The 25,550-nt window shown below is 50.3% G+C and carries 24 protein-coding genes; 17 read left to right on the top strand and 7 right to left on the bottom strand.

Annotated elements, in window-relative coordinates:
* The 7 genes from A596_RS23390 to A596_RS18345 all read right to left on the bottom strand — a co-directional run.
* The coding region (locus A596_RS23390) for a hypothetical protein (protein WP_039917513.1) at positions 1 to 1,555 on the bottom strand (1,555 nt) is incomplete at its 3' end.
* 21 nt (positions 1,556 to 1,576) lie between these two features.
* Positions 1,577 to 2,788: a lysozyme inhibitor LprI family protein gene (locus A596_RS18370; protein WP_152600226.1), complete on the bottom strand. Its 1,212-nt coding sequence runs from the start codon at positions 2,786 to 2,788 to the stop codon at positions 1,577 to 1,579.
* A 30-nt stretch (positions 2,789 to 2,818) separates the two neighbouring features.
* Positions 2,819 to 3,538, bottom strand: a complete 720-nt coding sequence (locus A596_RS18365; protein ID WP_039917511.1) for a 2OG-Fe(II) oxygenase — start codon at positions 3,536 to 3,538, stop codon at positions 2,819 to 2,821.
* Positions 3,539 to 3,687: 149 nt separating this feature from the next.
* Positions 3,688 to 5,337, bottom strand: coding sequence for a hypothetical protein (locus A596_RS18360; protein WP_039917508.1), 1,650 nt, complete (start codon positions 5,335 to 5,337; stop codon positions 3,688 to 3,690).
* Between the two features lie 3 nt (positions 5,338 to 5,340).
* Complete coding sequence (locus tag A596_RS18355) at positions 5,341 to 6,798, bottom strand: HlyD family type I secretion periplasmic adaptor subunit (RefSeq protein WP_039917505.1); 1,458 nt, start codon at positions 6,796 to 6,798, stop codon at positions 5,341 to 5,343.
* On the bottom strand, positions 6,791 to 9,115 hold the full coding sequence (locus tag A596_RS18350; protein WP_084128600.1) for a type I secretion system permease/ATPase: 2,325 nt from the start codon (positions 9,113 to 9,115) through the stop codon (positions 6,791 to 6,793). Before A596_RS18350 ends, A596_RS18355 begins: the two co-directional genes overlap by 8 nt.
* Positions 9,116 to 9,249: 134 nt before the next feature.
* Positions 9,250 to 9,879, bottom strand: a complete 630-nt coding sequence (locus A596_RS18345) for an MlaC/ttg2D family ABC transporter substrate-binding protein (RefSeq protein WP_039917504.1) — start codon at positions 9,877 to 9,879, stop codon at positions 9,250 to 9,252.
* 313 nt (positions 9,880 to 10,192) lie between these two features.
* Between A596_RS18345 and A596_RS18340 the strand changes: the two genes are divergently transcribed.
* The 17 genes from A596_RS18340 to A596_RS18260 all read left to right on the top strand — a co-directional run bounded on the left by A596_RS18340 (position 10,193) and on the right by A596_RS18260 (position 25,385).
* Positions 10,193 to 11,164, top strand: coding sequence for a KpsF/GutQ family sugar-phosphate isomerase (locus tag A596_RS18340; protein ID WP_039917503.1), 972 nt, complete (start codon positions 10,193 to 10,195; stop codon positions 11,162 to 11,164).
* 32 nt (positions 11,165 to 11,196) lie between these two features.
* Complete coding sequence (locus tag A596_RS18335) at positions 11,197 to 11,739, top strand: KdsC family phosphatase (protein ID WP_039917501.1); 543 nt, start codon at positions 11,197 to 11,199, stop codon at positions 11,737 to 11,739.
* 36 nt (positions 11,740 to 11,775) lie between these two features.
* Positions 11,776 to 12,387, top strand: coding sequence for an LPS export ABC transporter periplasmic protein LptC (gene lptC, locus A596_RS18330; protein WP_084128598.1), 612 nt, complete (start codon positions 11,776 to 11,778; stop codon positions 12,385 to 12,387).
* Positions 12,374 to 13,048 (top strand): lipopolysaccharide transport periplasmic protein LptA, encoded by a 675-nt coding sequence (gene lptA, locus A596_RS18325; RefSeq protein WP_235425777.1) that lies wholly within the window; start codon positions 12,374 to 12,376, stop codon positions 13,046 to 13,048. Before lptC ends, lptA begins: the two co-directional genes overlap by 14 nt.
* Positions 13,049 to 13,053: 5 nt before the next feature.
* The gene (lptB, locus tag A596_RS18320) at positions 13,054 to 13,779 is read left to right on the top strand and encodes an LPS export ABC transporter ATP-binding protein (RefSeq protein ID WP_039917580.1); all 726 of its coding nucleotides are present in this window, start codon (positions 13,054 to 13,056) and stop codon (positions 13,777 to 13,779) included.
* Between the two features lie 241 nt (positions 13,780 to 14,020).
* Positions 14,021 to 15,673 carry an RNA polymerase factor sigma-54 gene (locus A596_RS18315; protein WP_039917578.1) on the top strand — a complete coding sequence of 551 codons (1,653 nt, stop codon included), beginning with the start codon at positions 14,021 to 14,023 and terminating at the stop codon, positions 15,671 to 15,673.
* A gap of 108 nt (positions 15,674 to 15,781) precedes the next feature.
* A complete protein-coding gene (hpf, locus tag A596_RS18310) occupies positions 15,782 to 16,072 on the top strand; it encodes a ribosome hibernation-promoting factor, HPF/YfiA family (protein WP_039917496.1) in 291 nt (96 codons plus the stop codon).
* Between the two features lie 48 nt (positions 16,073 to 16,120).
* On the top strand, positions 16,121 to 16,573 hold the full coding sequence (gene ptsN / locus A596_RS18305; protein WP_039917495.1) for a PTS IIA-like nitrogen regulatory protein PtsN: 453 nt from the start codon (positions 16,121 to 16,123) through the stop codon (positions 16,571 to 16,573).
* An 11-nt stretch (positions 16,574 to 16,584) separates the two neighbouring features.
* Positions 16,585 to 17,454 carry an RNase adapter RapZ gene (gene rapZ, locus A596_RS18300; RefSeq protein ID WP_039917494.1) on the top strand — a complete coding sequence of 290 codons (870 nt, stop codon included), beginning with the start codon at positions 16,585 to 16,587 and terminating at the stop codon, positions 17,452 to 17,454.
* 21 nt (positions 17,455 to 17,475) lie between these two features.
* Positions 17,476 to 17,748: an HPr family phosphocarrier protein gene (locus A596_RS18295; RefSeq protein WP_039917492.1), complete on the top strand. Its 273-nt coding sequence runs from the start codon at positions 17,476 to 17,478 to the stop codon at positions 17,746 to 17,748.
* 119 nt (positions 17,749 to 17,867) lie between these two features.
* Positions 17,868 to 18,386, top strand: coding sequence for a ribosome biogenesis factor YjgA (yjgA, locus tag A596_RS18290; RefSeq protein WP_039917576.1), 519 nt, complete (start codon positions 17,868 to 17,870; stop codon positions 18,384 to 18,386).
* A gap of 110 nt (positions 18,387 to 18,496) precedes the next feature.
* Complete coding sequence (locus A596_RS18285) at positions 18,497 to 18,898, top strand: hypothetical protein (RefSeq protein WP_152600225.1); 402 nt, start codon at positions 18,497 to 18,499, stop codon at positions 18,896 to 18,898.
* 79 nt (positions 18,899 to 18,977) lie between these two features.
* Positions 18,978 to 20,159, top strand: a complete 1,182-nt coding sequence (locus tag A596_RS18280) for an efflux RND transporter periplasmic adaptor subunit (RefSeq protein ID WP_052417665.1) — start codon at positions 18,978 to 18,980, stop codon at positions 20,157 to 20,159.
* Positions 20,160 to 23,270: an efflux RND transporter permease subunit gene (locus tag A596_RS18275; RefSeq protein WP_039917489.1), complete on the top strand. Its 3,111-nt coding sequence runs from the start codon at positions 20,160 to 20,162 to the stop codon at positions 23,268 to 23,270.
* Positions 23,267 to 23,569, top strand: coding sequence for a DUF3240 family protein (locus A596_RS18270; RefSeq protein WP_039917487.1), 303 nt, complete (start codon positions 23,267 to 23,269; stop codon positions 23,567 to 23,569). The genes A596_RS18275 and A596_RS18270 overlap by 4 nt, the downstream gene beginning before the upstream one ends.
* Positions 23,569 to 24,978: a TolC family protein gene (locus A596_RS18265; protein ID WP_039917485.1), complete on the top strand. Its 1,410-nt coding sequence runs from the start codon at positions 23,569 to 23,571 to the stop codon at positions 24,976 to 24,978. Before A596_RS18270 ends, A596_RS18265 begins: the two co-directional genes overlap by 1 nt.
* Positions 24,975 to 25,385, top strand: a complete 411-nt coding sequence (locus A596_RS18260; protein WP_039917483.1) for a hypothetical protein — start codon at positions 24,975 to 24,977, stop codon at positions 25,383 to 25,385. Before A596_RS18265 ends, A596_RS18260 begins: the two co-directional genes overlap by 4 nt.
* Positions 25,386 to 25,550 lie beyond the last annotated feature (165 nt).

Here is a 25,550-nt window from a genome sequence, read left to right as displayed (position 1 = left end):
CTCCTTCACCGCCTCCTGCACCACCACCACCTTCACCGCCTCCTGCACCACCTCCTGCACCACCTCCTGCACCACCTCCTGCACCGCCTCCTTCACCGCCTCCTGCACCACCACCTTCACCGCCTCCTTCACCGCCTCCTGCACCACCACCGCCAGGAACTCCTGGAGGTGTGTATGGTTTGCCATCAACGGTCTTCTTTTCACCGGTCAACTGATCAGTAATAACAATCGTGCCATCTGGCATGATTTCCCCACTCGTGTTTTCTAATACACTTTTACCGGGATCACCGTCTCCATTGCTCGGATTTTTCACAACAACTTGCCCATTTGGCATTAGTGTGAATTCGTAACCATTTTCAATTTTAATAAGAAGTCCATCCGCCGGAATTGTAGGTGTTACAGGCTCCAAATCCGGGATCGGTGGCTTCGGATCCGGATTCGGGTTCGGATTGGGATTGGGGTTCGGGCCAGGACTGGGGTTCGGGCCAGGACTGGGGTTCGGACCAGGATTGGGATTCGGACCGGGATTGGGGTTCGGGCCAGGACTGGGATTCGGACCGGGATTGGGATTCGGACCAGGACTGGGGTTCGGGCCAGGGTTGGGGATCGGATCTGGATTTGGGATCGGGTCTGGATTTGGACTCGGATTCGCCGGCTCACCTCCATCCACGGTTCCACCATCAGCAACCATTTGATTTATTGCAGTTTGAATAACACTATCAAATGAAGGAACGTTTTGGGCTCCATTGTCTTCCAGACGCTCCAGATACTGCTCTATCTGAGAGCGACGAGCATTTAAATAATCACGAATTTGTTGTTCGCTGACACCGGACAAATCCAAGGTTTCAGCTTCCCCATTTCTGCGCCGAGCAAGACCATTAAAAACAGCCCTCGTATCATCTCGCCATGGATTTGTCCCAAAACTTATTTCATACCATGCTGCTATAGCATTTGGGGGAACGGACATAAGCGCTGCTGATATAATTGGCCCAATCGTTGTATCCGCACCGAAAACCAAATCAATTAATGCTAATTGAGTGCCTGCTGGCAAATTATTAAACCGTTCACGAGCAACTGTTGCCGAAATACCCGCCTGATTCGCTAATCTATTTACCGCTCTCTGCTCATAAGTTGGAATATTTTGCTGTAATAAACTGCGCGGTTGATCTCCGGTCAGAAACAGATTCATTCCTTGTTCAGCATTTCTAGTCATTTGTGCTGCTTGATTTCCAGCTTCTGCCGCAGTGGATCTAATAAATGGGTTCGTATAACCCGCAATACCATTCAAAGCATTTACAGCATTTTGCAGTAACTGCAAATCAGATGCAGTTAGCTCTTGCCCCGGCCCAAAAATCCCTGCAGCACGCAAATCCTGAGCAATATTAGCTCGCATTGAATATTGATTCGCTGCATTTCTTACAAGCAAAGCATAACCATAACCTATGGTGGGTATACCGAGAGGATCCGCATACACGCGAAAATATTCGCCTTCAAAATGCTCCATATGATCGAGAAGCTGATTAACATTATCTTGATTATCTATTGCCCTTGTCACAACAAAACTCCTTTACATTCATTAATTGGATAACAACGTTTTTTTTACTAGCTCTTCAGCAGAATGAGGCACCTTGTATAAATTCGGATCTTCATTCGCATAATCTCCCCAACACCGCACATTTTCATAAGACAAACCACATACGTGACTGCGCCCTGCCGATACCGAGAAAAACTTTTCATTTTTTATAGAATTTTCATTAAACCCCTGAATTTCAGATCCGATGCATGATAAGCGTCCGCCAGAATGAATCAGGCAAAGAGGAAATAAGCCCGCAGACAACATTTTTACATTGGAAAATTTTTCCACGCCAGCAATGGTTTGCTCGGTAGAAAACCCACAATCAACTTTATTTGAATTATTTAAGATGCACGAAAAATACAAACCCAAGCTTATTTTTTTCGCATTAGCCAAACGTTCAGCCGAAGAAATAAGGTTGTACTTTTTATTACCCCAGCAACGAACTGAACCATCCCGAATAACAGCACATGAGTGAATATTATTAACAGCTATATCAATTACATCGTGCAGGTCGGACGGAGCATCAATTTGTCCATATTTATTTTTCCCCCAGCAGCGCACGAGTCCATTTTTCAACCCGCACACATGTGAAGCAGCAGGTGCAAGCTTATCTGCATCTTTATAATCTCCCGGGATATCACAAACGCCAGTATCGCATTCCCCCCAACATTCCCATCCTGCAGAATCTTTTGCACAAACAGCAGTTGACCATGTGGAATTTAATTGAGTTATTTGATTGAATTTTCGGGGTAAGTTGAGAGCACCACCATTGTTATTACCCCAACATTTAATTTCATCATCACTAGCAACACAGGTATGTTCATCCCCTGAAGCAATTAATTTCCAAGGGTGTTTTGCTTTTGCAAGCGACCCACCTTCAGTTGCTCCACTTTTCCCTCCTGAAAGTATTTTTATTCTTTCAACATAAGAATTTTTTATACATATGCCATCATCACACCGACGAACCGCTTTCAACCATGCTAGCTGTTCAGTTTTTAGGGCTTCTTTATCTTGATAGTTTTCTCGCGCTTGTTTGTATGCAGCAGCAAGATTTTCGTCCAGCTGAGAAAGCTCTACATTGGAGCAAATCAGATTTTCTGTTTTACTTACCGCTTTTGCGCAATCAAAACTGGCAGCTTGTGATTTACCACAAAGACTTAATACAAAAACCAGCCAGAGCATAAGCAATTGAAATCGATTATTTCTCTTCATAAATAGCCTTATTTAATTCATGTTAAAAAACTAAGCCAACTCAAAAAAACCAGCGATAGATTTCCTTACCGAGTCCCCGGCATTATCATTTACAGTACTTACAAGGTGATGCACATCATTTGACATAATCACTAACCTGTTCGGCCTGGGTAAAATCGTAATAGCCGTGGGGACATCAAAAACTGCTTCATTTTCATGAGCAGGATCAACCCATCTTGTAAGCCTATATTTAGATTCACCCAGCGCTTTCTTTTTATTTTCTATTGAGTTTGTAGCGGACTGAGGCAATATCATTAATTGCCCGCCCCAATGAATATTCCAGCTCTTATTCATAAAAAAAGTATACGCACCAGAATATGGACCACTGTCTTCGTGAAGCGAGAGACCTGTGCCCCGAGGATACATCCAGGAGGTAACCGAAAACCGATTCCATTGCTGTTGCGGAACACCGATATATTTTTTAAATAACGGCAATGCGTTATTGAGTGCATCAGCAAATTGATCCATTACATTGCTTACCGGGAACTCCCAGCTTTCCTTGACGTTTTTATTTTGATAAGACTTGAAGTAACTATCGACACTACGCAGTGGAAAGCCATCTCTCAAGCGCCACACTTTAGTAACTTTTCCCTCCGTGTTTATATGCTTGTAATCTCTCATGCATACAAATTCATATAAACTTTCAAATAACGAAGGCTCGATAAAATCGTCAATCACAATAAATCCGTCATCCTGATACGCTATTTTCATAGCAACTATTATCCCCCTTGAATTAAAATTTATTTACACTCCCATACAACACCATGAAAAATGCTGTTTTTCAGGTCTCAATTTTGAGAGACGCATATGAGTGGTAACAAAAAATACCCTTTTAAAAGCCCCAACAGAGATTTCCGTCTTCAACAAACGCAGGTGTTTCGAAATTCCGCCTGGTGATGATTTAACGAGGATTCACCACTAAAAATTCTGTGTATTTTCAAAAAAGCCATCAGGCAATGCTGGACATTATCAATCCTGATGGTGTTGTCATATTCATTCGTCCTGATTCCACCCATAACATTCGCTTTGTTTGAAACATAAAATGATTCAACATCATTCCTAAATTGCAATTGAATTACGCTACGAATTCCACGTAATAAAACCAGACGATAGGACTCCGCCCTTGCATTATCTGCAAGTGCAACCGCCAATTGATAAGCATCTATCAGACCTTCCAGATACACGCCAGTAGATGACGCATGCGGAGGCCCAAAGAAAGGGCGTTCTGGATCATAAAACCGGCCTTGCATATCCAGAAACTCAGCAGAATCCCATTGCTGCATGGATAACAACCAGTCATTCATTTCAAAAATAAAGTGGGCTAATTCTTCATCGCGGGTTACGCACCACACCAGCCAATAAGCCTGGGTGTGCCATGGAATAAATGCAGGGTTTCTATTGGCTCTATGCCAGTCACGATAATAAGTAAATGAGCACATTATTTTTTGTAGCAGCGCAGGATTTTTACTTATCGAATATTCCTGGGCCATAAACAACAGTGCTTCACCAGAATAAAAATTTTCATTCCCTGTTCTATCCCTGGGGATATAAAACGTGTCAAACGAGCCATCAGGATTTGATAGATGTTCAATCAGATTTCGTAAGGCATATTCCTGGGAAAGGTATTTTTTCCTCTCCGGTGATTCGAGGATCGCCAATGCGGCGAGCGCAGCAGCACCTAATTTGGCGCTGCCATCCAATAATATGTACCCCAAACCATCTTGGGCAAAAAACATTGAATCGAGGTTGTATTTAAGGTTTTTATTGGCGAGATCCATTAGCTGTTCAGATTTAAACGCTCGCGCTGCCCTGGCTAGGCACACTGTTGCCATCCACTGCCTGATGGCATTATTGGAATCAGAGAATTCTCCTCTGCTGGGCCAATATTTATATTCTGCCCGACCTTGCTCGTTGATTTGATTCGACAACCACAGGGTCATCAATTTTACAGATTCAGCAATTGCAGCCTTATTAACCTGCTCCAGTGTAAAGAGCCTGTTTCCCCGGTATAGCGGAACATATTCTTTTTCATGCTCGCTTAAAAATAAATATTGATCTGATTTGTAGAGGGTGATGCAACACTCATCCGGGATATTCATCTGCCGGGAAAGAAATGCTTTTTCCACGGCACCTGGAAAGGATAGATTCCCGGCAATCATTTGCAGCGCAGAAAATTTATGTGGTTTGCCTTTCACATCAAGAACAAAACCATATTTTCCCCGTAAGCTATTCAGGGAATTTTTATTGGCTAAATTGATAGACCGTACATGCGGCTCATACAGGCAATCCAGTTCTATAGAGGTTGCATCAGCAGGTATAGCGTCTAGAATCCCTGAATGCTCGAAATCGTCATTTTTTTCAATCCAGCATTTGAAGACTGCTTTACCATTTACCCTTGCACACACATACACCAATTCAAAACAAGAATTTTTATGCAGAAGGTAATTAAGGCGAGACTTAAGCCGGGCTAGCAAGCCACCCTGATTTTCTACTAAATCCAGCAATTCCATTTCTCATCGCTCCCGAATACTCTCTTGCTTATACTTCAACAACGGCGATAAAAAATACTCAATCACCCGCCGCTGCGTTGTCTTCACTTCCGCCGTCACGGCCATGCCCGGAATTAATTTCACATCTTTCGTTTCAACACGGATCGTGCTCTTGTGCATCTTTAAATGCATCGCGTACACAAGGCCGAGCTTTTCATCAAGGATCGCGTCTTCCGAAATGTGGGTGACCGTCGCATCGATCAAACCGTATTTGGTGAACGGGAACGTGTGGATTTTGATTTCGGCGGGCATATTGCTTTGCACAAAACCAATGTCCTGATTGCCCAGCATCACCTGCACTTCCAGGTTTTCTTCTTCCGGAACTACGATCATTAATTGTTGCGCTTCGGTAACGATGCCACCGATGGTGTTGACGGCAAGTTGCTGCACGTAACCGGAGACAGGGGCGTAGAGAATTTGTTTGTCATTCATATCGCGCGCTTTCACCAGTTCTTCACTGATGGTGGCGATCTGGTTGCGACTGTCGGCAATTTGCGCGAGCAGTTTGCTGCTAGTGTCGGCTTTGAGCGCGTTGATTTGTTGTTGCGCTTCGTTGATGGCTGCAATTAATTGCTGCTGGATTTGTTGCTGGGCGGCGAGATCCTGGGTGCGTTCGATGCGCGCTTGCTCCAACTCCAGGTATTCCGCTTCCGAAGCCATATTTTTTTGGTAGAGACTGCGCAGTGCATCCGCACGCTTGGTGATCATCGGCAGGGTTTGGTCGAGCTTTTTGATCGTTTCCTGGTTGGCAATTCGCTCGCTTTGCGCTTTTTTCAGGGCGCTGTGCAAACTGCTCAGTTGGGCCTGGTATTGTTGCCATTGCTCCCAGGTTTTTTGCTGGTGCAGTAATATTTCTGCTGCAGAGAGTTTTAATTTTTCATCGATAATGAACTGTAATTCGCTCGCCGATGCGGGGTTTTTACGGGTATTTTTTTGGGGTTGCTGATTGTGTTGTCGGGATTGTTGTTGATCAGTAATTAACGCTTGCAGCGCTTCACTGCCGGCAAGGTTCAAACTGGCATTGTGCAGCTCCTGTTGCATCCGCGCCTGGTCTGCGGCGGTGATGGTGCGGTCCAGCTCAATCAGGGCATCGCCCACTTTGACGTATTGCCCGTCTTTAACATGGATCGCTTTGATAAAGCCTTTGTCCAGCGGCTGGATTTGTTTGACACGGCTGCCGGGAATAATTTTCCCTTCCGCACTGGCGACGACATCGACTTTGCCAAAGATGGCCCAGAGCAGTGTCAGCACAAATAATACGATCAGGGTCCAGGCGAGCCAGCGCACTAATGGGTTCGGCGGGGTTTCCTGCAGCTCCAGCGCCGCCGGCATAAATTCAGACAGGCTTTGCTGTTTGGAACCATCACCTAACTTACCGCGCTCGCGCCAGGCTTCGCGGAATAATTCAAAAAAATTAGTCATGGCTCAGCTCCTTTGTTTCCTTCGCATCCTTTTTCTCTTTCACATCCCCCGCTTCTTTCAAGTCCTTCGCTGCATTCTCTTTTAGCACCGTCACATTGCCGGCACTGGTGTGGGCGTGATGATGCGCGTGGGATGGCACGGATGATGAAGGGGATTGCGGATGCGCTGTCGTTGCAGGATGGACAACCGCGGCCGGTTTTGCATCCTGATAACCATGCAGTTGGGCGTAATAGCCCTTTTGCTGGAGCAACTGGTCATGGGGTCCCTGCTCCACGATGTAGCCTTTGTTCATTACAATAATGCGATTACAAATCCGCACGGTGCTCAGGCGGTGCGCGATGATAAAGACCGTGCGGCCCTTACAGATTTGCGCCATGTTGTCCTGGATGATGCGTTCGGATTCGTAATCAAGCGCACTGGTCGCTTCATCAAAGATGAGAATTTTGGGATTGGTTAATAACGCCCGTGCAATCGCCAGGCGCTGGCGTTGGCCACCGGAGAGGTTGCTACCCTGCTCGCCCACCATGGTGTCGTAGGCTTCAGGCAAGTCCACAATAAATTCGTGGGCACCGGCAAGTTTGGCGACGGCAACGACTTGCTCCATGGGCGCGGCGGGATTGGTGAGCGCGATATTTTCACGCACGGTTTGATTGAATAAAAAGTTCTCTTGCAACACCACACCGATATTGCGCCGCAACCACGCGGTATCCACCATCGCAAGGTCCACACCATCCACCAGCACCCTGCCCGTTTCCGGTAAATACAAGCGCTGGATTAATTTGGTGAGTGTGCTTTTACCGGAACCGGAGCGGCCGACAATGCCGATAATCTCCCCGGGCTGCACTTGTAAATTGAAACTGTCGAGAATTACCGGGCCATCGTGGCGATAACGAAAACGCACATGTTCGAAATTCACATGGCCGGCAATTGACGGTAACGTGGAGCGATTGGGGTTGTAACCGGGTTCGCGCGGGGTATTTAAAATATCGCCCAGGCGTGCGATGGAAATGCCCGCTTGCTGGAAGTCTTGCCAGAGTTGCACCAGTTTTAATATCGGGCCGCTCACGCGACCGGCAAGCATGTTGAACGCAATCAATTCACCAACCGTGAGTTCGCCGGCAATAACCAGGTGCGCCCCCCACCAGATAATACCCAGGGTCATCAACTTGTTAATTAATCCCGCCACCTGGTTGGCGACATTGCCGAGGTTCTGGCTGCGGAATGACGCGTTCACATAATTGGCCAGTTGGTCTTCCCACTTGCGTTGCATTTGCGGCTCTACCGCCATGGCTTTTACTGTTTGCACACCGGTGACGGATTCGGTGAGAAAGGCGGTGTTGGCCGCGCCGTGCTTGAATTTTTCATCCAGGCGATGGCGCAATATGGGTGTGATAAATATCGAGAGCAGGATGTAACAGGGAATGGTCGCGGCAACCACAAAAAATAAAGTGATGCTGTAGTACCACATCACCAGCAGGAAGACGATGGTAAAACCCAGGTCCAGGATCAAGGTGAGCGCGCTGCCGGTAATAAAATTGCGGATCGTATCCAGCTCATGGACCCGCGCCACATTTTGCCCCACTTGCCGCGATTCAAAATAGGCCATGGGCAAGGCCATCAGGTGATGGAACAAGCGCGAACCCAGCTCCACATCCACACGGCTGGTGGTGTGCGACATGACATAACTGCGGATACCGCCAAGCAGTGCTTCAAAGATCGCTATCGCCAAAAAACCAAAGGCGATCACATCCAGCGTACTGAAGCCGCGATGCACCAGCACCTTGTCCATCACCACCTGGAACAATAGCGGGGTAATCAAGCCAAACAATTGCAAAAAGAACGAGGCAATAATGACTTCGCCAAACAATTTGCGGTATTTAACCAGGGAGGGAATAAACCAGCTGATATCGAATTTTTGTTGCAGGCTTTCACGCAACCCCAGCCGGCGGGTAAGGAAAATGATTTCGCCAGACCAGAGCGCGGTAAATTCATCAGCGCCCAGGGTTTTGGGAGTTTGTTCGCGCAGGTCCTGCACCAGCACTTTGGTGGGAACACCCTCTTCTTCCGCCACGCGCGCAAGGATAATGTAATCGCCATCAACGGTTTTAACGATCGCCGGCAAACTGGAGCCGGTTAATTTCTGCAGGGAAAGTGTAAACAGTTTGGCCTTGAAGGTCAGCGCTTTGGCAGCGCGCAGAATGTCGGTGTTATTGAAGGGCTGGCCGGGTGTGGCGAACTGATGGGAGAGCTGTGCGGCATCAGCCGGAAGCTGATGAAATCCTGCGAGTGCTACCAAGCACTGTAAACCTGTGTCCATGGGGCAATCCGTTTTATTCAATGTAGATTTAAACGGCGCCTAGACTATTATTAAGGTATTACAAGGTCAATAGTGCATCTATTGAACCCTATCACAAATATATGCTGTGATAGGGCTCTCATTTTTAAGTGTTATTAAGCGTCAACCAACCAATTAGCAATGACCTGGTCGATATTATTGTTGTGCTTTTTCAACCCCGCCTTGAACTGGCTGCTGAAGGACTGGCCAAGGTTCACGCCATTCAATACAACGTTAATTAATTTCCATTCGCCAGACTTGCCTTTGACCATGGTGTAATCCAATTTATGGGTTGCCCCTTCGGAACTTACTTCTTGCTTCACAACCACGCGATCGGCTTTCACAGTATCAACACCGGCAATAACTACTTTACTGTTGGCATAACCCAGAATGCCCTTGGCTAATGATTTAACCATGCCATCCTTAAATACTTTGAGGAACTGTTCACGCTGCGCCGGGGTTGCTTGTTTATAGGTCGCCTTACCCATCACCGAACCCGCAATAAAAGGAAAGTTAACTACCGGGTCCATCACCTTTTCGACTTGCTTGTAGTATTGATCATCGGGAGTGTTGGCAGAGTTCTTGACTTTTACCAAAGCGAACAATTCACCGGCAACCGATTCAACAATCACCTTGGGATCGGCCGTCGGTTTCACGGCATCTTGCGCGCCAGCGAATTGCGACCAAACCAATGCAATTGAAAGAGAAAATCCGAACAAGGATTTAAACAGGGAAACAGTTTTCATCGTATAAACCTTCCATTAACCAAGTGAGGCTAAAGCCTGATTGCCTTATGCCCTGATTGCGTTTACAGCCATGCATCAGACAGCGCTAATTCCTTAAGGTGCCATTCTTTGAAAGCGCCTATTTTGTAAGCGACTATGGGTGTGGCGATTTATTGAGCGGAAGCGCAGTGACTGGCTTTGCGGGGCGCACTATAACACCGCTGTATTACTTTTCTTAAGCGCTTACCGGGAAAAAAGACGAAAACACAACTCGCCTAAATGTCGATGCTCGTTATAATGCCCAACCCCCGATTCGCCGGTAATGGGATTTCTTATGGCCGCTTTTGATTATGTCCGCTCCGCGTTGCGCACCATCCGTCTGGAGGCTGAGGCCGTCACCGCATTGATGGAGCGTATTGATGGTCAATTTACCCAGGCTTGCGAACTTATTATGAACGGTAGCGGGCGAGTCATCGTCACTGGCATGGGTAAGTCCGGGCATGTGGGCAAAAAAATCGCCGCCACCCTTGCCAGTACAGGCACTCCCTCTTTTTTTGTTCATCCGGGCGAAGCCAGCCATGGCGACCTGGGTATGATCACGAAAGACGACATAGTTCTCGCCATTTCCTATTCCGGGACCTCCAGCGAAATTGTTGCGCTATTACCGTTGCTAAAGCGTACGGGAATCAAAATCATCAGTATGACCAGCAACCCCGGTTCAACGATTGCCGAAGTCGCGGAAGTTAATCTGGATATCAGCGTGGTACACGAAGCCTGCCCGCTCGATCTCGCACCAACATCCAGCACTACCGCAACATTGGTCCTGGGTGATGCACTTGCCATTGCACTGCTGGAAGCGCGCGGATTTACCGCTGAAGATTTTGCATTCTCTCACCCCGGTGGCGCACTGGGACGCAAGCTGCTGCTGCGACTGAGTGATGTGATGCACAGCGGCGAGGAAATTCCCCGTGTACTACCCGATACACCAATGCTGGACGCGCTGATGGAAATGTCCCAGAAAGGTTTTGGGATGACCACCGTAATGACGGTTAGCGGTGAATTAATGGGCATTTTTACCGATGGCGACCTGCGCCGCAGCATTGACCGCGGGGTGGATATTCGTATTGCCAAAGTTGGTGAACTGATGAACACCATGCCTAAAACCTTGCGCGACAATACTCTTGCTGCCGAAGCATTAGCATTGATGGAACAAGCAAAAATTAACGTACTGCTCGTCACCAACGAACAAAAAAAACTGGTTGGTGTCGTAAAGATCAATGACTTGCTACGCGCCGGTATTATTTAGTCCCTCACCTATAAATTTGTTTTGGAAAACCTATGAACCCCGAACTGCGTGAACGCGCTGCGCGTATTAAGCTGTTGTTGCTGGATGTAGATGGCGTACTTACTGATGGAAAGCTGTATTTCGGCAACAACGGTGAAGAGTTCAAAGCGTTTAGCACGCTGGATGGGCACGGCATCAAATTGTTACAGAAAAGTGGGGTCAAGGTCGGCATTATCACTGGCCGGACCAGCAACCTGGTAGCGCGACGCGCCAACGATTTGGGCATCAAAATTCTGGTGCAAGGCCGCGAAGACAAATGGGAAGCGCTGCAGGAAATCCTCAAGGAGCATCCGCTTCCGTTAGAGGAAATCGCCTTTATGGGGGATGACTGGCCCGACCTGGGGATTATGACGCGCGTAGGCCTTGCGTTTGCCGTCGCGAATGCACATGTCAGCGTGGCGGCGCGAGCACATTGGCAAAGCCGCGAACGCGGTGGCGATGGTGCAGTACGCGCCGCGTGCGATTTGATTATGCAAGCGCAAGATACATTTGATGCAGCACTGGCAGAATATCTTGCACCGCCGGCGCAACACTAACTCATCACAGCTCAGGATCAGGCAACCAATTACGCTATGAACCCAATTCAACGCCTTTATAGAATTCACCAGCAAATACCGGGGCCCTGGATAGTGGCCGGAGTATTAGTGTTGGGGTTTTTCCTGTTTTCGCTGCGTCACAAAGAAGGCCCTATAAGTCACGAGTATGACCCAAGCCGCTTTCCGCAAATTTTCATGAAGCAGGTGCAAACCCGCGAATTTGATGCGGAAGGCAAATTGAATTTTGAATTAACCACTCCGCAGGTTGCACTTTACCAACCCGATGTCGAAGGTCCCTCAGCGCGCGATTACACATTGATCGATGCCCCCAAAATGATTTTTTATAACAGCCAAAACGGCACCCCCTGGCGCATGTCTGCCACCCATGGTCGCAGTGAAGCCAATAATGAATTAATTCGTTTAATAGGCGATGTGATCATCCAGCAAAATTCCCCAACCCAAGGGTTGATGCGTGTTACCACCGATGAACTCAGCGTGCGTACACGTGAACAATTCGCGGAAACTGACAAAGCTGTTAAGATGCGCAGCGCAAAAGGCCAGATAGATGCCCTGGGTATGGATGCCGACCTGGTGCAAAGTCGGCTCCAGTTAAAGTCCCAGGTTAAGGCTGTTTATGACCCCCGTTAAGCTGTTTATGCCCTCTTTTAAAAAGCACTCGTGCCTGGCTCGATGTGTTGTTGCACTTGGTTTGCTGGCCGGTATTCATGCCAGCCAGGTGTTCGCCTTACCCAGCGACAAAAACGAAACCATTCGCGGTTCGGCCGATAAGCTCACGGTCGATCAAAAAAACGGAATCGCAACTTACACCGGCTCGGTAATCATCCAGCAGGGTACGCTGGTTATCTCTGCAGATTCGATTGTGATTCACACCAATGCCGATAACGATGTAGAGAAAATGGTTGCACAGGGCACCCCTGCCCGCTTCCAGCAGCAGCCGGAAAAAGACCAGGGCCTGGTTACTGCGGCAGCCAAACAAATTACCTATACCCCGGACAATCAACGCTTGCTGCTGATCGAAGACGCATCTGTTGAGCAAAACGGCGCGGTTATGAGCGGCCCACGAATTGATTACGACCTGGTAAAAGAAGTGATGAAAGCGGCGGGTAACAGCAGCGCTGATGGCAATGCGCAACGAATCGAAATTGTGATTCCTCCCAAAGGTGCCGCCAAAGAAAACGCGGTAATTGAAATTAAAGAGCCCGCAAAGTCATCTTCCCCAACCGAAGCTCCAGCTGCAAACAACGCAGCCTCGTCCGCCACTGCGTCCTCGAACGCCACACAAAATTAATGCCTATGTCCAGTTTGCATGCCCGTCACCTCGCCAAAAGTTACAAAAAACGCAAAGTGGTTATCGATGTATCCATTACCGTAGAGAGCGGTCACATTGTTGGCTTGCTCGGCCCTAACGGGGCGGGGAAAACTACCTGTTTTTATATGATTGCCGGGCTAGTTCCCGCCGACAATGGCACTGTATTGATCGATGATCGCGACATAACCAATCTGCCTATTCATGGTCGCGCCCGTGCAGGCATTGGCTATTTGCCACAGGAAGCATCTATCTTTCGCAAATTGAGCGTGGCCGATAACATCATGGCGATCCTGGAAACCCGCCAGGACCTGAGCACAAACCAGCGCAAGGAAAAACTGGAATCGCTGCTCAACGAATTCCATATCACCCACATTCGCGACAGCCTGGGTATGGCGTTATCTGGCGGTGAACGCCGCCGTGTAGAAATTGCCCGCGCCCTTGCAACCGACCCCAAATTCATCCTGCTCGACGAGCCTTTTGCCGGTGTTGATCCCATTTCGGTTAATGACATCAAGGAAATTGTCCGCCATCTCAAAGACCGCGGGATCGGTGTATTGATTACCGACCATAACGTACGCGAAACCCTGGATATTTGTGAAACGGCTTACATTGTGAGTGAAGGCCACATCATCGCCCAGGGCAGTGCAGAAACGGTACTGAGCAATACCAAGGTACGCGAAGTGTATCTGGGTGAAAATTTCCGCCTGTAGTGGAACGCCTGTCCGTAGATAAATATCACCAATCGACCCACCTGTACCTCTGGTATTACCCATTTACCCAGAGGATTCTCCCGACAAACAGCTTGACAAGTAACAATCTTTATCCATTAGGCATAGAGATTGCTTACAGTTATTGCTTGCGGCGCAAAGCCTGACTAAACTCCACTTATCTGATGTTTTCATACTGCGCCCATTTAACGATTCTGCGCCACAAGGGTTTGCTTACCTCACAATGAAACAATCGCTCCAGCTCAAACTCGGTCAACAGCTGACCATGACCCCGCAACTGCAACAGGCAATCCGCCTGCTGCAACTTTCTACATTGGATTTACAACAGGAAATCCAGGAAGCCCTTGAATCCAACCCCATGTTGGAAATGGAGGAAGGCTTCGATTCCCCTGGCCAAACAGCCGATTACGAAGGCAGTGATGCGGATAATGTTGACTATACCCGCCAACAGGAAATTGCTGCGGATTCTCATGGCGAGAGCACAACGGATTTCAGTGCCAGCGATACCTACTCTGCCAGCTCCGACAATTACCAGGAGAGCAGTAACTATTCCGACGGTGACAGTTTTGGCGACGGTGAAAGCTTTGGCGATAGCGAGCCCTTTGGTGATACCGATGTTTACGGTGAAGGCGAAAGTTTCAGCGCCGATAGCGGTGACTGGAGTGAAGCAATCCCGAGTGATCTACCAGTAGATACCAGTTGGGATGATGTATACCAGTCATCCGCCTCTGGCAACTCCAGCAATTACGACAACGAAGACAACGATTTTGAAAGTCGTCGCGCCGCTACCGATTCACTCTACGATCATTTGATGTGGCAATTAAACCTCACCCCCATGTCAGACCGTGACCGGGTCCTGGCGATGGCAATTATTGATGCTGTCGAACCTAGCGGTATGCTTTCAATCAGCCTTGAAGAAATTTTTGAAGGCATGCGCGATGAGTTTGAAGAGCTCGAACTTGATGAAGTCGTTGCCGTACAACATCGCTTGCAGCAATTTGATCCTTGCGGTGTGTGCAGCCAGAATCTTTCCGAGTGCTTGCTCGTCCAGTTACAACAATTCGACCCCAAAACACCGTTCCTGGATTCTGCAAAATTAATTGCAAAACAATATTTGCCAGTGCTTGGTAGCCGCGATTATCGCCAGCTGATGCGCCGCACCAAATTGAAAGAATCTGAATTGAGCCAGGCGGTAGCGCTTATTCAAAGCTTGAATCCGCGCCCGGGCGATATGATTGCCAGCGGCGATACCGAATACGTTGTGCCCGATGTATTTGTGGAAAAGAAAGACGGCCGCTGGTTAGTAGAACTCAACCCGGAAATTGCACCGCGCTTGCGTATCAATGCTGATTACGCATCGATGGTAAAACGCGCCGACTCCAGTAGCGACAATACTTTCCTGAAAGATAATTTGCAGGAAGCGCGCTGGTTTTTGAAAAGCTTGCAAAGCCGCAACGAAACCTTATTAAAAGTGGCAAGCTGTATCGTGGAAAAACAACGTGGTTTTCTCGAGTATGGTCCAGAAGCGATGAAACCCTTGGTACTGCATGATATTGCTGAAATTGTAGAGATGCATGAATCCACTATTTCACGCGTAACCACGCAAAAATATATGCATACCCCGCAAGGCATTTTTGAACTTAAATATTTTTTCTCCAGCCATGTCAGCACAGACAGTGGCGGCGAATGTTCATCAACAGCGATTCGCGCCATCATTAAAAAACTGGTGAATGCGGAAAACCCCAAAAAACCATTAAGCGATAGCAAAATTACTGACCTACTCGCGGAACAAGGTATCCAGGTAGCGCGTCGTACTATTGCGAAATACCGCGAATCCTTGAATATTCCACCCTCAAACGAACGTAAAACTATTTAATTATTTTCATTCAGGAAACAGAACAGGGATTGTTAAGTGCAGCTCCCGCTGTATCGTTTTTTTAAAGATCGACTCATTTGAGTCTGCGAACCCCATGAGGAAGCACCTATGCAAATAAATGTCAGTGGCCATCACCTCGAAGTAACCGAATCACTAAAAGATTATGTAACCAGTAAGCTGGAACGTTTGAGTCATCACCATGACCGCATTACCAACACTCACGTTATTCTCTCGGTGGATAAACTGATTCAAAAAGCAGAAGCAACCTTGCATGTGAGCGGCAAAGATATCCATGCCGACGCAACCCATGATGACTTGTATGCGGCAATTGATGCGCTGGCAGACAAGCTGGATCGTCAGCTAATCAAACACAAAGAGAAAATGCGCAGTCACCGTTAAAGCAACGATAACTGCATTCAATAGAGGATGCTCCGGCATCATTAAGCTATGCAAATTGAATCCCTTATTAGCCCCGGCCGCACCCTGTGCGGTATCGAGGGCGGCAGCAAAAAGCGCGCGTTGGAATTATTAGCGAATACCATTGCGCAGGATATTCCTGATATTGATGGCGATGAGCTATTTCGCCGTTTAATTGGCCGTGAGCGTTTAGGCTCCACCGGTATCGGCCATGGAGTAGCCATACCTCATTGCCGGGTCGAGAAATGCACGGGGACCGTTGGTGCCCTGATTACCCTGACTGACCCGATTGATTTTGACGCGATAGATTCACAACCGGTCGATATTCTCTTTGCGATGCTGGTTCCGGAAGATGCACACGACGAGCATTTGCAAACCCTGGCTACCCTGGCCGGGGCACTGAATAATCCCGAATATCGTCAAAGACTGAGAAAAGCCGCGAGTGACAAGGCGTTGTATCAGGCGGCGATTGCGCCGCTTTAAGGATCAGCACTATGCATCTGGTTATTGTCAGCGGCCTGTCCGGTTCAGGGAAAAGTACTGCACTTCATGTACTTGAAGATGTGGGTTTTAACTGTATCGACAATTTGCCCGTAAGCCTTTTACCGGCACTGGTTGCGCAAATCCAGATTCATAAAGATGACAAACAGAAATTTGCAATCGGTATTGATGTGCGTAATGCCTGGCAGGATCTCGCGATCTTCCCGCAGATGATCAGCACCCTCAAGGATGCACACCTGCCTTTTCGTACACTCTTTCTCGATTCACAGCCAGCGGTGTTAATCCAGCGGTTCAGTGAAACTCGCCGCAAACACCCGCTGTCTGACAAACACACGAGCCTGGAAGAAGCGATTTCCGCTGAACAGCATTTGCTGGAACCGATTCGCGATACTGCAGATCAAGTGATCGACACCAGCCATTTGAACCTGCATGAATTGCGCGATCTGGTGAAAGAGCGCGTTGTGGGCCGCAGCGAATCAACCATGGCGATCCTGTTTGAATCCTTTGGTTTCAAACACGGCGTGCCGGTAAATGCCGATCTGGTATTTGATGCGCGTTGCTTACCCAATCCGCATTGGAAGCCCAACCTGCGCCCGCAAACCGGAAAAGACCAGGAAGTGATTGATTTCCTGGAGGAGCAAGTCACCGTCAAGGAAATGTATGACGATATAGAACATTACCTGACCCGCTGGTTGCCACGCTACCAGGCCAATAATCGCAGCTATATTACAATTGCGATTGGCTGTACCGGCGGCCAACACCGGTCAGTTTATCTGGCGGAGCGCCTGCAAAAGCACTTCGACCAAAGCTTTAACGATGTGCAAGTACGCCATCGCGATATCAACAAACACAAAAAACACTGATTTCAAACACAGAACCAGGCGATGCTCACAGAAACCCTCGACATTATTAACAAACGCGGTCTCCACGCCCGGGCCGCAGCCAAACTCGCAACACTCGCTAATCAATTCAAGGCGAAAGTACAGGCACGGGTGGGCGAAGGCAATTGGGCCGATGCCAAGAGTGTTATGTCCTTGATGTTGCTCGCCGCCAGTTGCGGTACCGCCCTGCAAATCACCATTGATGGTGACGACGCCGAAGCCGCCATGAATGCCATCCGCGCCCTGATAGCCGACCGTTTTGAAGAAGGCGAATAAACAGGCTATTGTTGTTAGGAGCCATCTGCTCTAAGCTGCGCGCCCTTTTCGGGCGCAAACTTTTCGATTTACCCGATTACTTTTTTTACCCACAGCGCCCCGCGCGCACGGCACCGGTTATGGTTTACAACTACGACGACATTAATCCCGACGATTACATCCTGAGCAAATCCCAGGTCAAGCGCGACATGCACGCGCTGCAAGCCCTGGGTGAAAGCCTTATTGATATGAATGAAAAGCAACTGGCCAACATCCCCCTCAGTGAGGAAATGCTGGACGCTATTTATATCGCGCGCAAACTTCCTCCCAAAGAAGCTCGCCGTCGCCAGATCCAGTACATTGGCCGCCTGATGCGTGAAGGTAACCATGAGGAAATCAAAGCCGCGGTAGATAAAATGCAAAACCGCAGCGACCAGTACATTCATCGCCAACACCAGATTGAGCGCTATCGGGATTTGCTGATTGAAGGCGACAAACAGATTTTCCAAACGCTGGTGACCTCCTGTCCGGGTATTGACGTTCAACACCTGCGCCAGCTGATTCGCTCTGCACAGAAGGAGCGTGAAGAAAACAAACCGGCCGCAAGTGCGCGCAAACTATTTGGGTTTATTCGCGAGCAACTGGAACTGCAAGACTGATTCCCCGCCCCAAGGCCACCTTAAGGTTCATTTAAGGTGGCCATGTAAAGATTCACAAAAATCCATGCATTTGCTCGACCTGCTATTAGCGCAAGGTTAAGATGCTTTTCGTGTCAATTTTTAACCGATCATATATCGCCATCGTGAAAATCCGGAAAATCGCCAAGATAGTGACATTTGCAGCCTTATTCAGCTGGTTTTGCGCCTGCCTGTTTGGTTTGCACAGCCACATTCCGCTGGATGGCAGCCCGGCAACACTGGATAGCTCTTTCTTCAAGGATTCATTGGATGATTCCTATGGCCATAAAGCCAGTCCCCATGTCGATACCGGTTCAAATACCACACCCGCCAAAAACCTCAATCTTGTAATCCTGCTCGTTGCCGGCCTGGTTATCCTGCTATCAGCCGGGCGCGGTTTTTTCAGGGCACCGCCAGAACTTTCATTGCCCCCCCAAGCCCTCCAGGGGTTACGCCCGCCACTGCGCGCACCGCCAGCCTCACTCATCGCCTGATTCAGGCCTGCCATTAACTTTCCCGTGTAAATGGACCGTCGCTGCATCGCATTGATGCCGAAGCGACTGTGAGGTTTTTATGAATATTTCTTTTTTCGTTCTTCCGGCTCGCCGCTGGTTGATGGCTGCTGCATGGGTATCCTTATCGATTACCCCGACCGTCGCGCTTGCAGCCAGGACAAGTTCGATTCCTATCAGTGATCAACAAATACGCAACCTGGGGATAGAAACTATCCAACTGGACACCACAGCCGCCAGCGCCAGTGGGCGATATCCGGCACAAATTGTATTGCCCCCGCATCAGGAGTACCGGCTGGGCGCACCTGACAATAGCTTGGTGCAACAGGTGCTCGTACTGGAGAACCAGCCGGTTAACATCGGTGACCCGCTACTGGTAATCAGCAGCCAAAACCTTGGCGAACTCAGCCTCGCGCTGATTGAAAACCACAGCCGCTGGAAACTGGCACAACAAAACCTGGAGCGCGATCAGGAGCTGCTTAACGAAGGCATTATTCCCAGTCGCCGCCTTGAAGAAAGCAAAGCCAACGAGCGCGATGCACGCGCTGCGCTTGCCCAAGCCCGTTCGGCACTCACTGCCGCCGGCGTGGATGATAAAGGCATTGAAGGATTGATCCGGCAAGGTAAAGCCAGTAATACCCTTACCCTGCGCGCGCCTGTTGCCGGTATTGTTACCGGATTGATCGCCAAACCCGGTTGGCGCAATAACGACGGTTTGCCTTTACTGCATTTGGTGAAGCGCGAGCAACTGTGGGTAGATGTTCAAATTCCTGCAAACCAGGCAGGACTATGGCCATCCGCTACCTTGTTCCAGTTAGCTGACGGTACCGAAGCGACATTGCTCAATCTCAGTCCGGTTACTTCCGCAGCACAAACCCGTGTGCTGCGCGGTTTGATTGAAAATCCACCCGCACACCTGCTGCCCGGAAGTTATCAACAAGCGTTGCTCCCCCTGAGTAAAGATCACACCTGGGACCTGCCCCTAAGCGCGATTGCCCGCCGTGGTGCACAAGCTTATGTGTTTGTCCGAACCGATACGGGGTTTGACGCGCTACCCATTGAAGTTGCGGCCAGTGGCGGCCAACGAGCACTGGTTAGCGGCGCTTTACAAAGTGGCGCCGAGATTGCCGCTGTGGGTGTGGTTGCATTGAAAGCTGCCTGGCTAAGCCATCTGGATAGCGAACCGGCGTCTGCTGCGGTTGACAACCAGGCGCCGGAAACCCGGTTAGCGGGGGCGCGCTAGATGTTGGTCCGCCTGATCCAATTTGCGCTAACCCAGCGCCTGTTTATCCTCATCATGACGACATTATTGGCCGGTTATGGCTGGTATTCCTTTCGCCAGTTGCCCATTGATGCCTTCCCTGACGTCGCCACCACCCAGATCAAAGTGATTTACAAAGCGGCAGGCATGACCCCGGAAGAGGTGGAGAACCGTATCGCCGTACCGGTGGAAGCTGAATTATTGGGAATTCCCAACCAGCAGATGCTGCGGACGCTGGTGAAATACGGGTTGGTGGATATCACCCTGAACTTCACTGATGGCACCGATATTTACTGGGCTCGCCAACAAGTTGCTGAACGCCTTGCCGGTATTAGCGATCAATTACCCCCCGGGCTTGAGGGAGGTATGGCGCCTATCACAACACCATTGGGGGAAATGTTCCACTTCACAGTTGATAATCCGAAACTCGGCTTGATGGAGCGCAAAGGTTTGCTCGAATGGGTGATTCGCCCCGCCTTGCGTACCGTCCCTGGCGTCGCTGATGTCAACGTATTAGGCGGAGTTAGCCGCAGTTTTGAAGTGATTCCCGACAGTCTGCGTATGACTGCTGCGGGTATCAGCCTGCCGGAATTAAAACAGGCGATCCAGGACAACAACCGCAGCGATGGTGCTGGCCGCCTTGTGGAAGGTGGCGAAGTGCTGTTGGTTCGCAGCCAGGGCAATGTCCGTACCCTGAATGACTTGCGCGGGATGGTCATCGCTTTGCGCAATAACACCCCCATTCGTTTAAGCGATGTCGCTGAGGTGCGCATCGGTGAACTCACCCGCAATGGTATGGTAACCGCCCATGGCAAAGGTGAAGTTGCGCAGGGACTGGTGCTGGGTCTGGCGGGAGCCAACGCCCGCGCGGTCGTGGCCGGGTTGGAGCAGAAAATCGCCGAAATCCAGCCAAGCTTGCCGGAAGGCACGCAACTGAATGTGTTTTACAACCGTGCTTCCCTGGTCGACCAGGCAGTATTCACCGTCTCCAAAGCCCTGGCCGAAGCAATTGTGCTGGTGCTGATCCTGCTCGGGGTATTCCTCGGCAACTTACGCGCAGCAATCACAGTGGCGCTGATCCTGCCATTATCCGCCCTCGCAACCTTTGTGATGATGAACCAGGTGGACATGTCCGCCAATCTGATGAGCCTTGGTGGCTTGGCTATTGCGATTGGTATGCTGGTCGATGCCGCCGTGGTGGTAGTGGAAAACCTGGTCCAGCATATGGCCCATGAGCGCAGCAAATTGCCACGTATGCATTTGATTTACCGCGCCTTGCGCGAAGTCAGTGCACCGGTAACTACCGGGGTTTTGGTTATTATCACAGTGTTTCTGCCACTGCTGACGCTGCAGGGAATGGAAGGCAAACTCTTCGCCCCTGTGGCCCTGACGATTGTCTTTGCGTTGGCCAGCTCACTGTTGCTATCACTCACCGTAATTCCGGTGATCGCCTCCTACTTGCTCACCAACGTCAGCCACGAAGAACCCTGGCTGCCGCGCAAATTACAAGCGCTGTACACCCCCTTGCTGGAATGGGCCTTTAACAACCAGAAGCCGGTTTTTATCGGTGCCGGTGTAATGTTTGTGTTGGCCATCGGTGTTTACAGCATCACCGGTAAGACCTTTATGCCAACCATGGATGAGGGCGACATAGTGATCGGCCTGGAGCGTTTGCCATCGATCAGCCTGGAGGAAAGTGTTGCCCTGGATACACGCTTGCAGAAATCGATCCTGGAAAATATCCCGGAAGTCACCGGCATAGTCGCGCGCGCCGGCTCCGACCAGATCGGCCTGGATCCCATGGGCCTGAACCAGACCGACAGTTTCCTCACCATCAAACCCAAAGACGAATGGCGGATGGACACCAAGGAGGAACTGCTGGATGAATTGCGTGCGGTACTCGATGACATGCCCGGGATCGCCTACAACTTCACCATGCCGATTGATATGCGTGTGTCGGAAATGATCATGGGTGTGCGCGGCGACCTGGCGATCAAAATCTTCGGCCCGGATCTGGACACTCTGAACCGCCTCGCCGGCGATATCCTCACTGTTGTAGAAACACTGGACGGTAGCGAAGACGCGTACACGCTGGCCAACGACGGCGTGCAATACCTGCACGTCAACATCGACCGGCTTGCCGCTGGCCAACTCGGGTTCACCATGGCCGAGGTGCAGGATTTCCTGCGTGTGCAGTTGCAAGGTGAAGTGCTCGGCACTGTGAGCGAAGGCGACCGCCGCACACCTATCCAACTGCGTGGCAATAGTGATTTGCGCGCATCACCGGGCGATTTTGCCAATTTGCATTTGCTTTCCCCACGCGGGGAATCGGTGCCACTCAGCAGCATCGCCAACCTGGAACGGGTGGAAGGCCAGGTGAAAATCGACCGCGAAATGGGCAGTCGCTATAGCGTAGTGATCGCCAATGTGAGTGGTCGCGACCTGGTAGGTTTTGTCAATGAAGCCAAAGCAGCCATTGCCCGGCAAGTGGATTTGCCCGAGGGCTATCGCCTCACATTTGGCGGACAATTTGAAAACCAGCAGCGCGCCGCTGCCCGTTTAGGCTTGGTTACGCCGGTTGCCTTGCTGCTGATTTTTATCCTGCTGTTCTCCAGTTTTGGGTCCGTGCGCCAGGCTTTACTGGTATTCAGCAACATTCCCTTTGCGTTAGTGGGCGGAATAGTCGCGCTCTGGCTCTCCGGTGAATATCTGTCTGTACCGGCATCGGTGGGGTTTATCGCCCTGCTGGGAATTGCTGTGCTCAACGGTGTGGTCATGGTGAGCTACTTCAACCAATTGCATACCGAGGGAATGGCGCTGGCCCAGGTCGTTAGGATCGGTGCCAAACGCCGCTTGCGCCCGGTGCTGATGACAGCGGCGATTACCGCTTTTGGCCTGATTCCCCTGCTTTTTGCCACGGGGCCCGGGTCAGAAATCCAGCGACCACTGGCCATAGTCGTCATCGGCGGTTTAATCACCGCAACAGCGCTCACCCTGGTGATGCTGCCACTACTATACGCGCGCTTCGCCTTCCCTGCGCTCGGCGATGAAAAATCCACTGCCCCGACAGCCACTGGAGGAGCGCCTTTATGAGCCTTGTCTGCCTGTCTTTATTAGGTGCACCTGCACTGGAAGAAAAACTGCTCGACCAATTACTGCAAAGCCCGCACGACCTCACGTTTACCAGCCAGGGTTGCGCGAGCCATGGCGGCCACAGTGACGACGGCCTGGATGCGAGTGAACAGGTACTGGGGCGCGCTCGCGCCGTACTGGTCCAAGTGCTGGTTCCTGAAACCGTTGCCCGACAATTACTCCATGACCTCGGCGCGCTTTTTAACGGTTCCGGCCTGCGTTATTGGCTGACACCCGTTCTGGAAGAGGGACAACTCTAATGAAATTATTCCTGTTAAAACCTTTGGGATTAGCAATAGCGCTGGGATTTACACCCATCGCCTTCGCCCAAACCGAATTAATTAGCCACGCCCAAATTGCCCAATGGCTGGCTGATGATCCGGCTATCCAGCGCATCCAGGCCAACAAGCGTGGCCTGCTGGCCGAGGCGGAGCAAACCGCCCACTCCGGCTATGAATGGACTGCAACCTACGAACGCCAGGAGCGGGAATATGAGCAGCCGGAATTGGCGGGCATGGATAAATCGCGCGAGTGGAATGTCGAGCTGGAGCGTAGCCTTCGCCTTCCGGGCAAAGGCGCTGCCAGCCGTCGCCAGGCCGATGCGTTGCGTAGCCTGGCGGATGCCAGCGAGCAAGCCGGGTTGCGTAGTGCGATTGGCGAGCTGATAAATCACTATCTCGATGCACTCCACGCCAGTGCCAGCCGTGCCTTGCTGGAGCGGGAGCTAGTATTTGCACGCACCAACCTGCGGGCGGTAGAACACCGGGTTAAAGCGGGTGATGCACCCGCACTGGATGTCCGCCTTGCAGCGGCAGAAAGCCAGGCGCTGGAACGTGAACTTAACGCGGTACACCAGGAAGCCATGAATCGCTGGACGGCTTTCCATATCCGTTACCCGGCCGCTAGCTTACCGCCGTTTGCCCGGGTGATTATCGATGGTAAAAAACAACAAGCATCAACAATGGATAAAACGCAGGGAAATCCGCTCTCCCTTGATGCTCCTGCGTTAACCGCAATTCCCGAGCCGCAACCCTTGGCAGGTGAGCTGGCGGAATGGCAGGAACGCCTGCTCAACAACCAGCCCGAATTACAGCAAGCGAACGCCAGCGTTAATGCAGCAAGCGCCGCAGCCGATAAAGCCAGGCTGGACCGTATCCCCGACCCAAGTTTGGCCGTGTTCAGCGGGCGCGAATCCTTTGGGGAGGAGAGTATTGTGGGCGTGCGTTTGAGTATGCCTATTCCCGGTAGCCAACGTAGCCAGGCCATGCGCCAGCGTTATGCCGAAGAATCTATCGCCCGTGCGGATAAAGAGATCCTGCATCGTTCACTCCGGGCTGAAACGGAAAACCGTTATCACCAAACCAACAGCGAATTCCAGCGCTGGCAACTGGCCAGGCAAATGGCCGACAACCTGGGTGAAAACGCACGCTTGTTGCAAAAAGCCTATCGCCTTGGCGAACAGGATTTACAGGGATTACTACTCGGCCAACAACAACATGCCCGCGCCGCCCTCGCGGAAGTGGAAAGCCGGGTGGCGGCATTGCGCAGCCATTATCAATTGCGCCTGGCAGCGGGAGAGTTAAATCCATTCACGGCGGAATCCCCTGTTTCATCCACTGCCGTAACCACCACTCAATTAACAGAGACTTCTGTCGGGAGTTTGCAATGACGAACGTTAAGCGCTCAAATTTATTCAGCCTCGGAATACTTGTGTTTTTGCTCGGAGCCTGCACCCAGGTGCAAAGCGCAGGGCAAGCACAGGGCGATCAATATTCTTATCAAATAGATGCGAGCCGTGATTGGCAAATTAAAGCCGCGCGAATGGCATCGGTAAGCAACCAGGCGCACTTTACGGCGAAAATTTTCCATCGCCACAAACGTGCAATTTACCCGGTGGCAAATTTGCAATTACGAATTATTGATGCGTCCGGACAATTACTCAGTGCAGTAACAGCAACACCGGAATCGATATTTGATGCGGAAAAAGCCTGGCGCAAAACCGGCGTGGATTACCGGGCAATACTGGATTTTGTACCGCCAGCGGGCAGCCAAATCCAGGTGCAAATCAACCCATAAAGTTTTTATTTCGCACTGCTTCATCCCATAAAAAAAGCGCCGAATACGGCGCTTTTTTTCAACTACACCTGTACCGGAACACGGAGATCAAGGTGGCAATTTTTCCTGTGGGCTTTTTTCATCGGCTTTCGGTTTGTTCACGCTGTCACGCAAACTTTTTTCACT

Origin of the sequence: Cellvibrio mixtus subsp. mixtus J3-8 (assembly GCF_000766945.1) — a bacterium.
GTDB classification, from domain to species: domain Bacteria; phylum Pseudomonadota; class Gammaproteobacteria; order Pseudomonadales; family Cellvibrionaceae; genus Cellvibrio; species Cellvibrio mixtus_A.
This window is presented reverse-complemented; position numbering and strand designations above follow the sequence as displayed.

Bases quoted from the DNA above. Each gene is read 5' to 3' on its own strand.
- A596_RS18265 (WP_039917485.1), top strand. From the start codon at position 23,569: ATGAAATTATTCCTGTTAAAACCTTTGGGATTAGCAATAGCGCTGGGA.
- A596_RS18260 (WP_039917483.1), top strand. From the start codon at position 24,975: ATGACGAACGTTAAGCGCTCAAATTTATTCAGCCTCGGAATACTTGTG.
- A596_RS18270 (WP_039917487.1), top strand. From the start codon at position 23,267: ATGAGCCTTGTCTGCCTGTCTTTATTAGGTGCACCTGCACTGGAAGAA.
- A596_RS18315 (WP_039917578.1), top strand. From the start codon at position 14,021: ATGAAACAATCGCTCCAGCTCAAACTCGGTCAACAGCTGACCATGACC.
- A596_RS18275 (WP_039917489.1), top strand. From the start codon at position 20,160: ATGTTGGTCCGCCTGATCCAATTTGCGCTAACCCAGCGCCTGTTTATC.
- A596_RS18370 (WP_152600226.1), bottom strand. From the start codon at position 2,788: ATGAAGAGAAATAATCGATTTCAATTGCTTATGCTCTGGCTGGTTTTT.
- A596_RS18360 (WP_039917508.1), bottom strand. From the start codon at position 5,337: ATGGAATTGCTGGATTTAGTAGAAAATCAGGGTGGCTTGCTAGCCCGG.
- A596_RS18295 (WP_039917492.1), top strand. From the start codon at position 17,476: ATGCTCACAGAAACCCTCGACATTATTAACAAACGCGGTCTCCACGCC.
- hpf (WP_039917496.1), top strand. From the start codon at position 15,782: ATGCAAATAAATGTCAGTGGCCATCACCTCGAAGTAACCGAATCACTA.
- A596_RS18365 (WP_039917511.1), bottom strand. From the start codon at position 3,538: ATGAAAATAGCGTATCAGGATGACGGATTTATTGTGATTGACGATTTT.
- A596_RS18350 (WP_084128600.1), bottom strand. From the start codon at position 9,115: ATGGACACAGGTTTACAGTGCTTGGTAGCACTCGCAGGATTTCATCAG.
- A596_RS18335 (WP_039917501.1), top strand. From the start codon at position 11,197: ATGAACCCCGAACTGCGTGAACGCGCTGCGCGTATTAAGCTGTTGTTG.
- rapZ (WP_039917494.1), top strand. From the start codon at position 16,585: ATGCATCTGGTTATTGTCAGCGGCCTGTCCGGTTCAGGGAAAAGTACT.
- lptC (WP_084128598.1), top strand. From the start codon at position 11,776: ATGAACCCAATTCAACGCCTTTATAGAATTCACCAGCAAATACCGGGG.
- A596_RS18280 (WP_052417665.1), top strand. From the start codon at position 18,978: ATGAATATTTCTTTTTTCGTTCTTCCGGCTCGCCGCTGGTTGATGGCT.
- lptA (WP_235425777.1), top strand. From the start codon at position 12,374: ATGACCCCCGTTAAGCTGTTTATGCCCTCTTTTAAAAAGCACTCGTGC.
- A596_RS18340 (WP_039917503.1), top strand. From the start codon at position 10,193: ATGGCCGCTTTTGATTATGTCCGCTCCGCGTTGCGCACCATCCGTCTG.
- lptB (WP_039917580.1), top strand. From the start codon at position 13,054: ATGTCCAGTTTGCATGCCCGTCACCTCGCCAAAAGTTACAAAAAACGC.
- A596_RS18355 (WP_039917505.1), bottom strand. From the start codon at position 6,798: ATGACTAATTTTTTTGAATTATTCCGCGAAGCCTGGCGCGAGCGCGGT.
- A596_RS18345 (WP_039917504.1), bottom strand. From the start codon at position 9,879: ATGAAAACTGTTTCCCTGTTTAAATCCTTGTTCGGATTTTCTCTTTCA.
- yjgA (WP_039917576.1), top strand. From the start codon at position 17,868: ATGGTTTACAACTACGACGACATTAATCCCGACGATTACATCCTGAGC.
- ptsN (WP_039917495.1), top strand. From the start codon at position 16,121: ATGCAAATTGAATCCCTTATTAGCCCCGGCCGCACCCTGTGCGGTATC.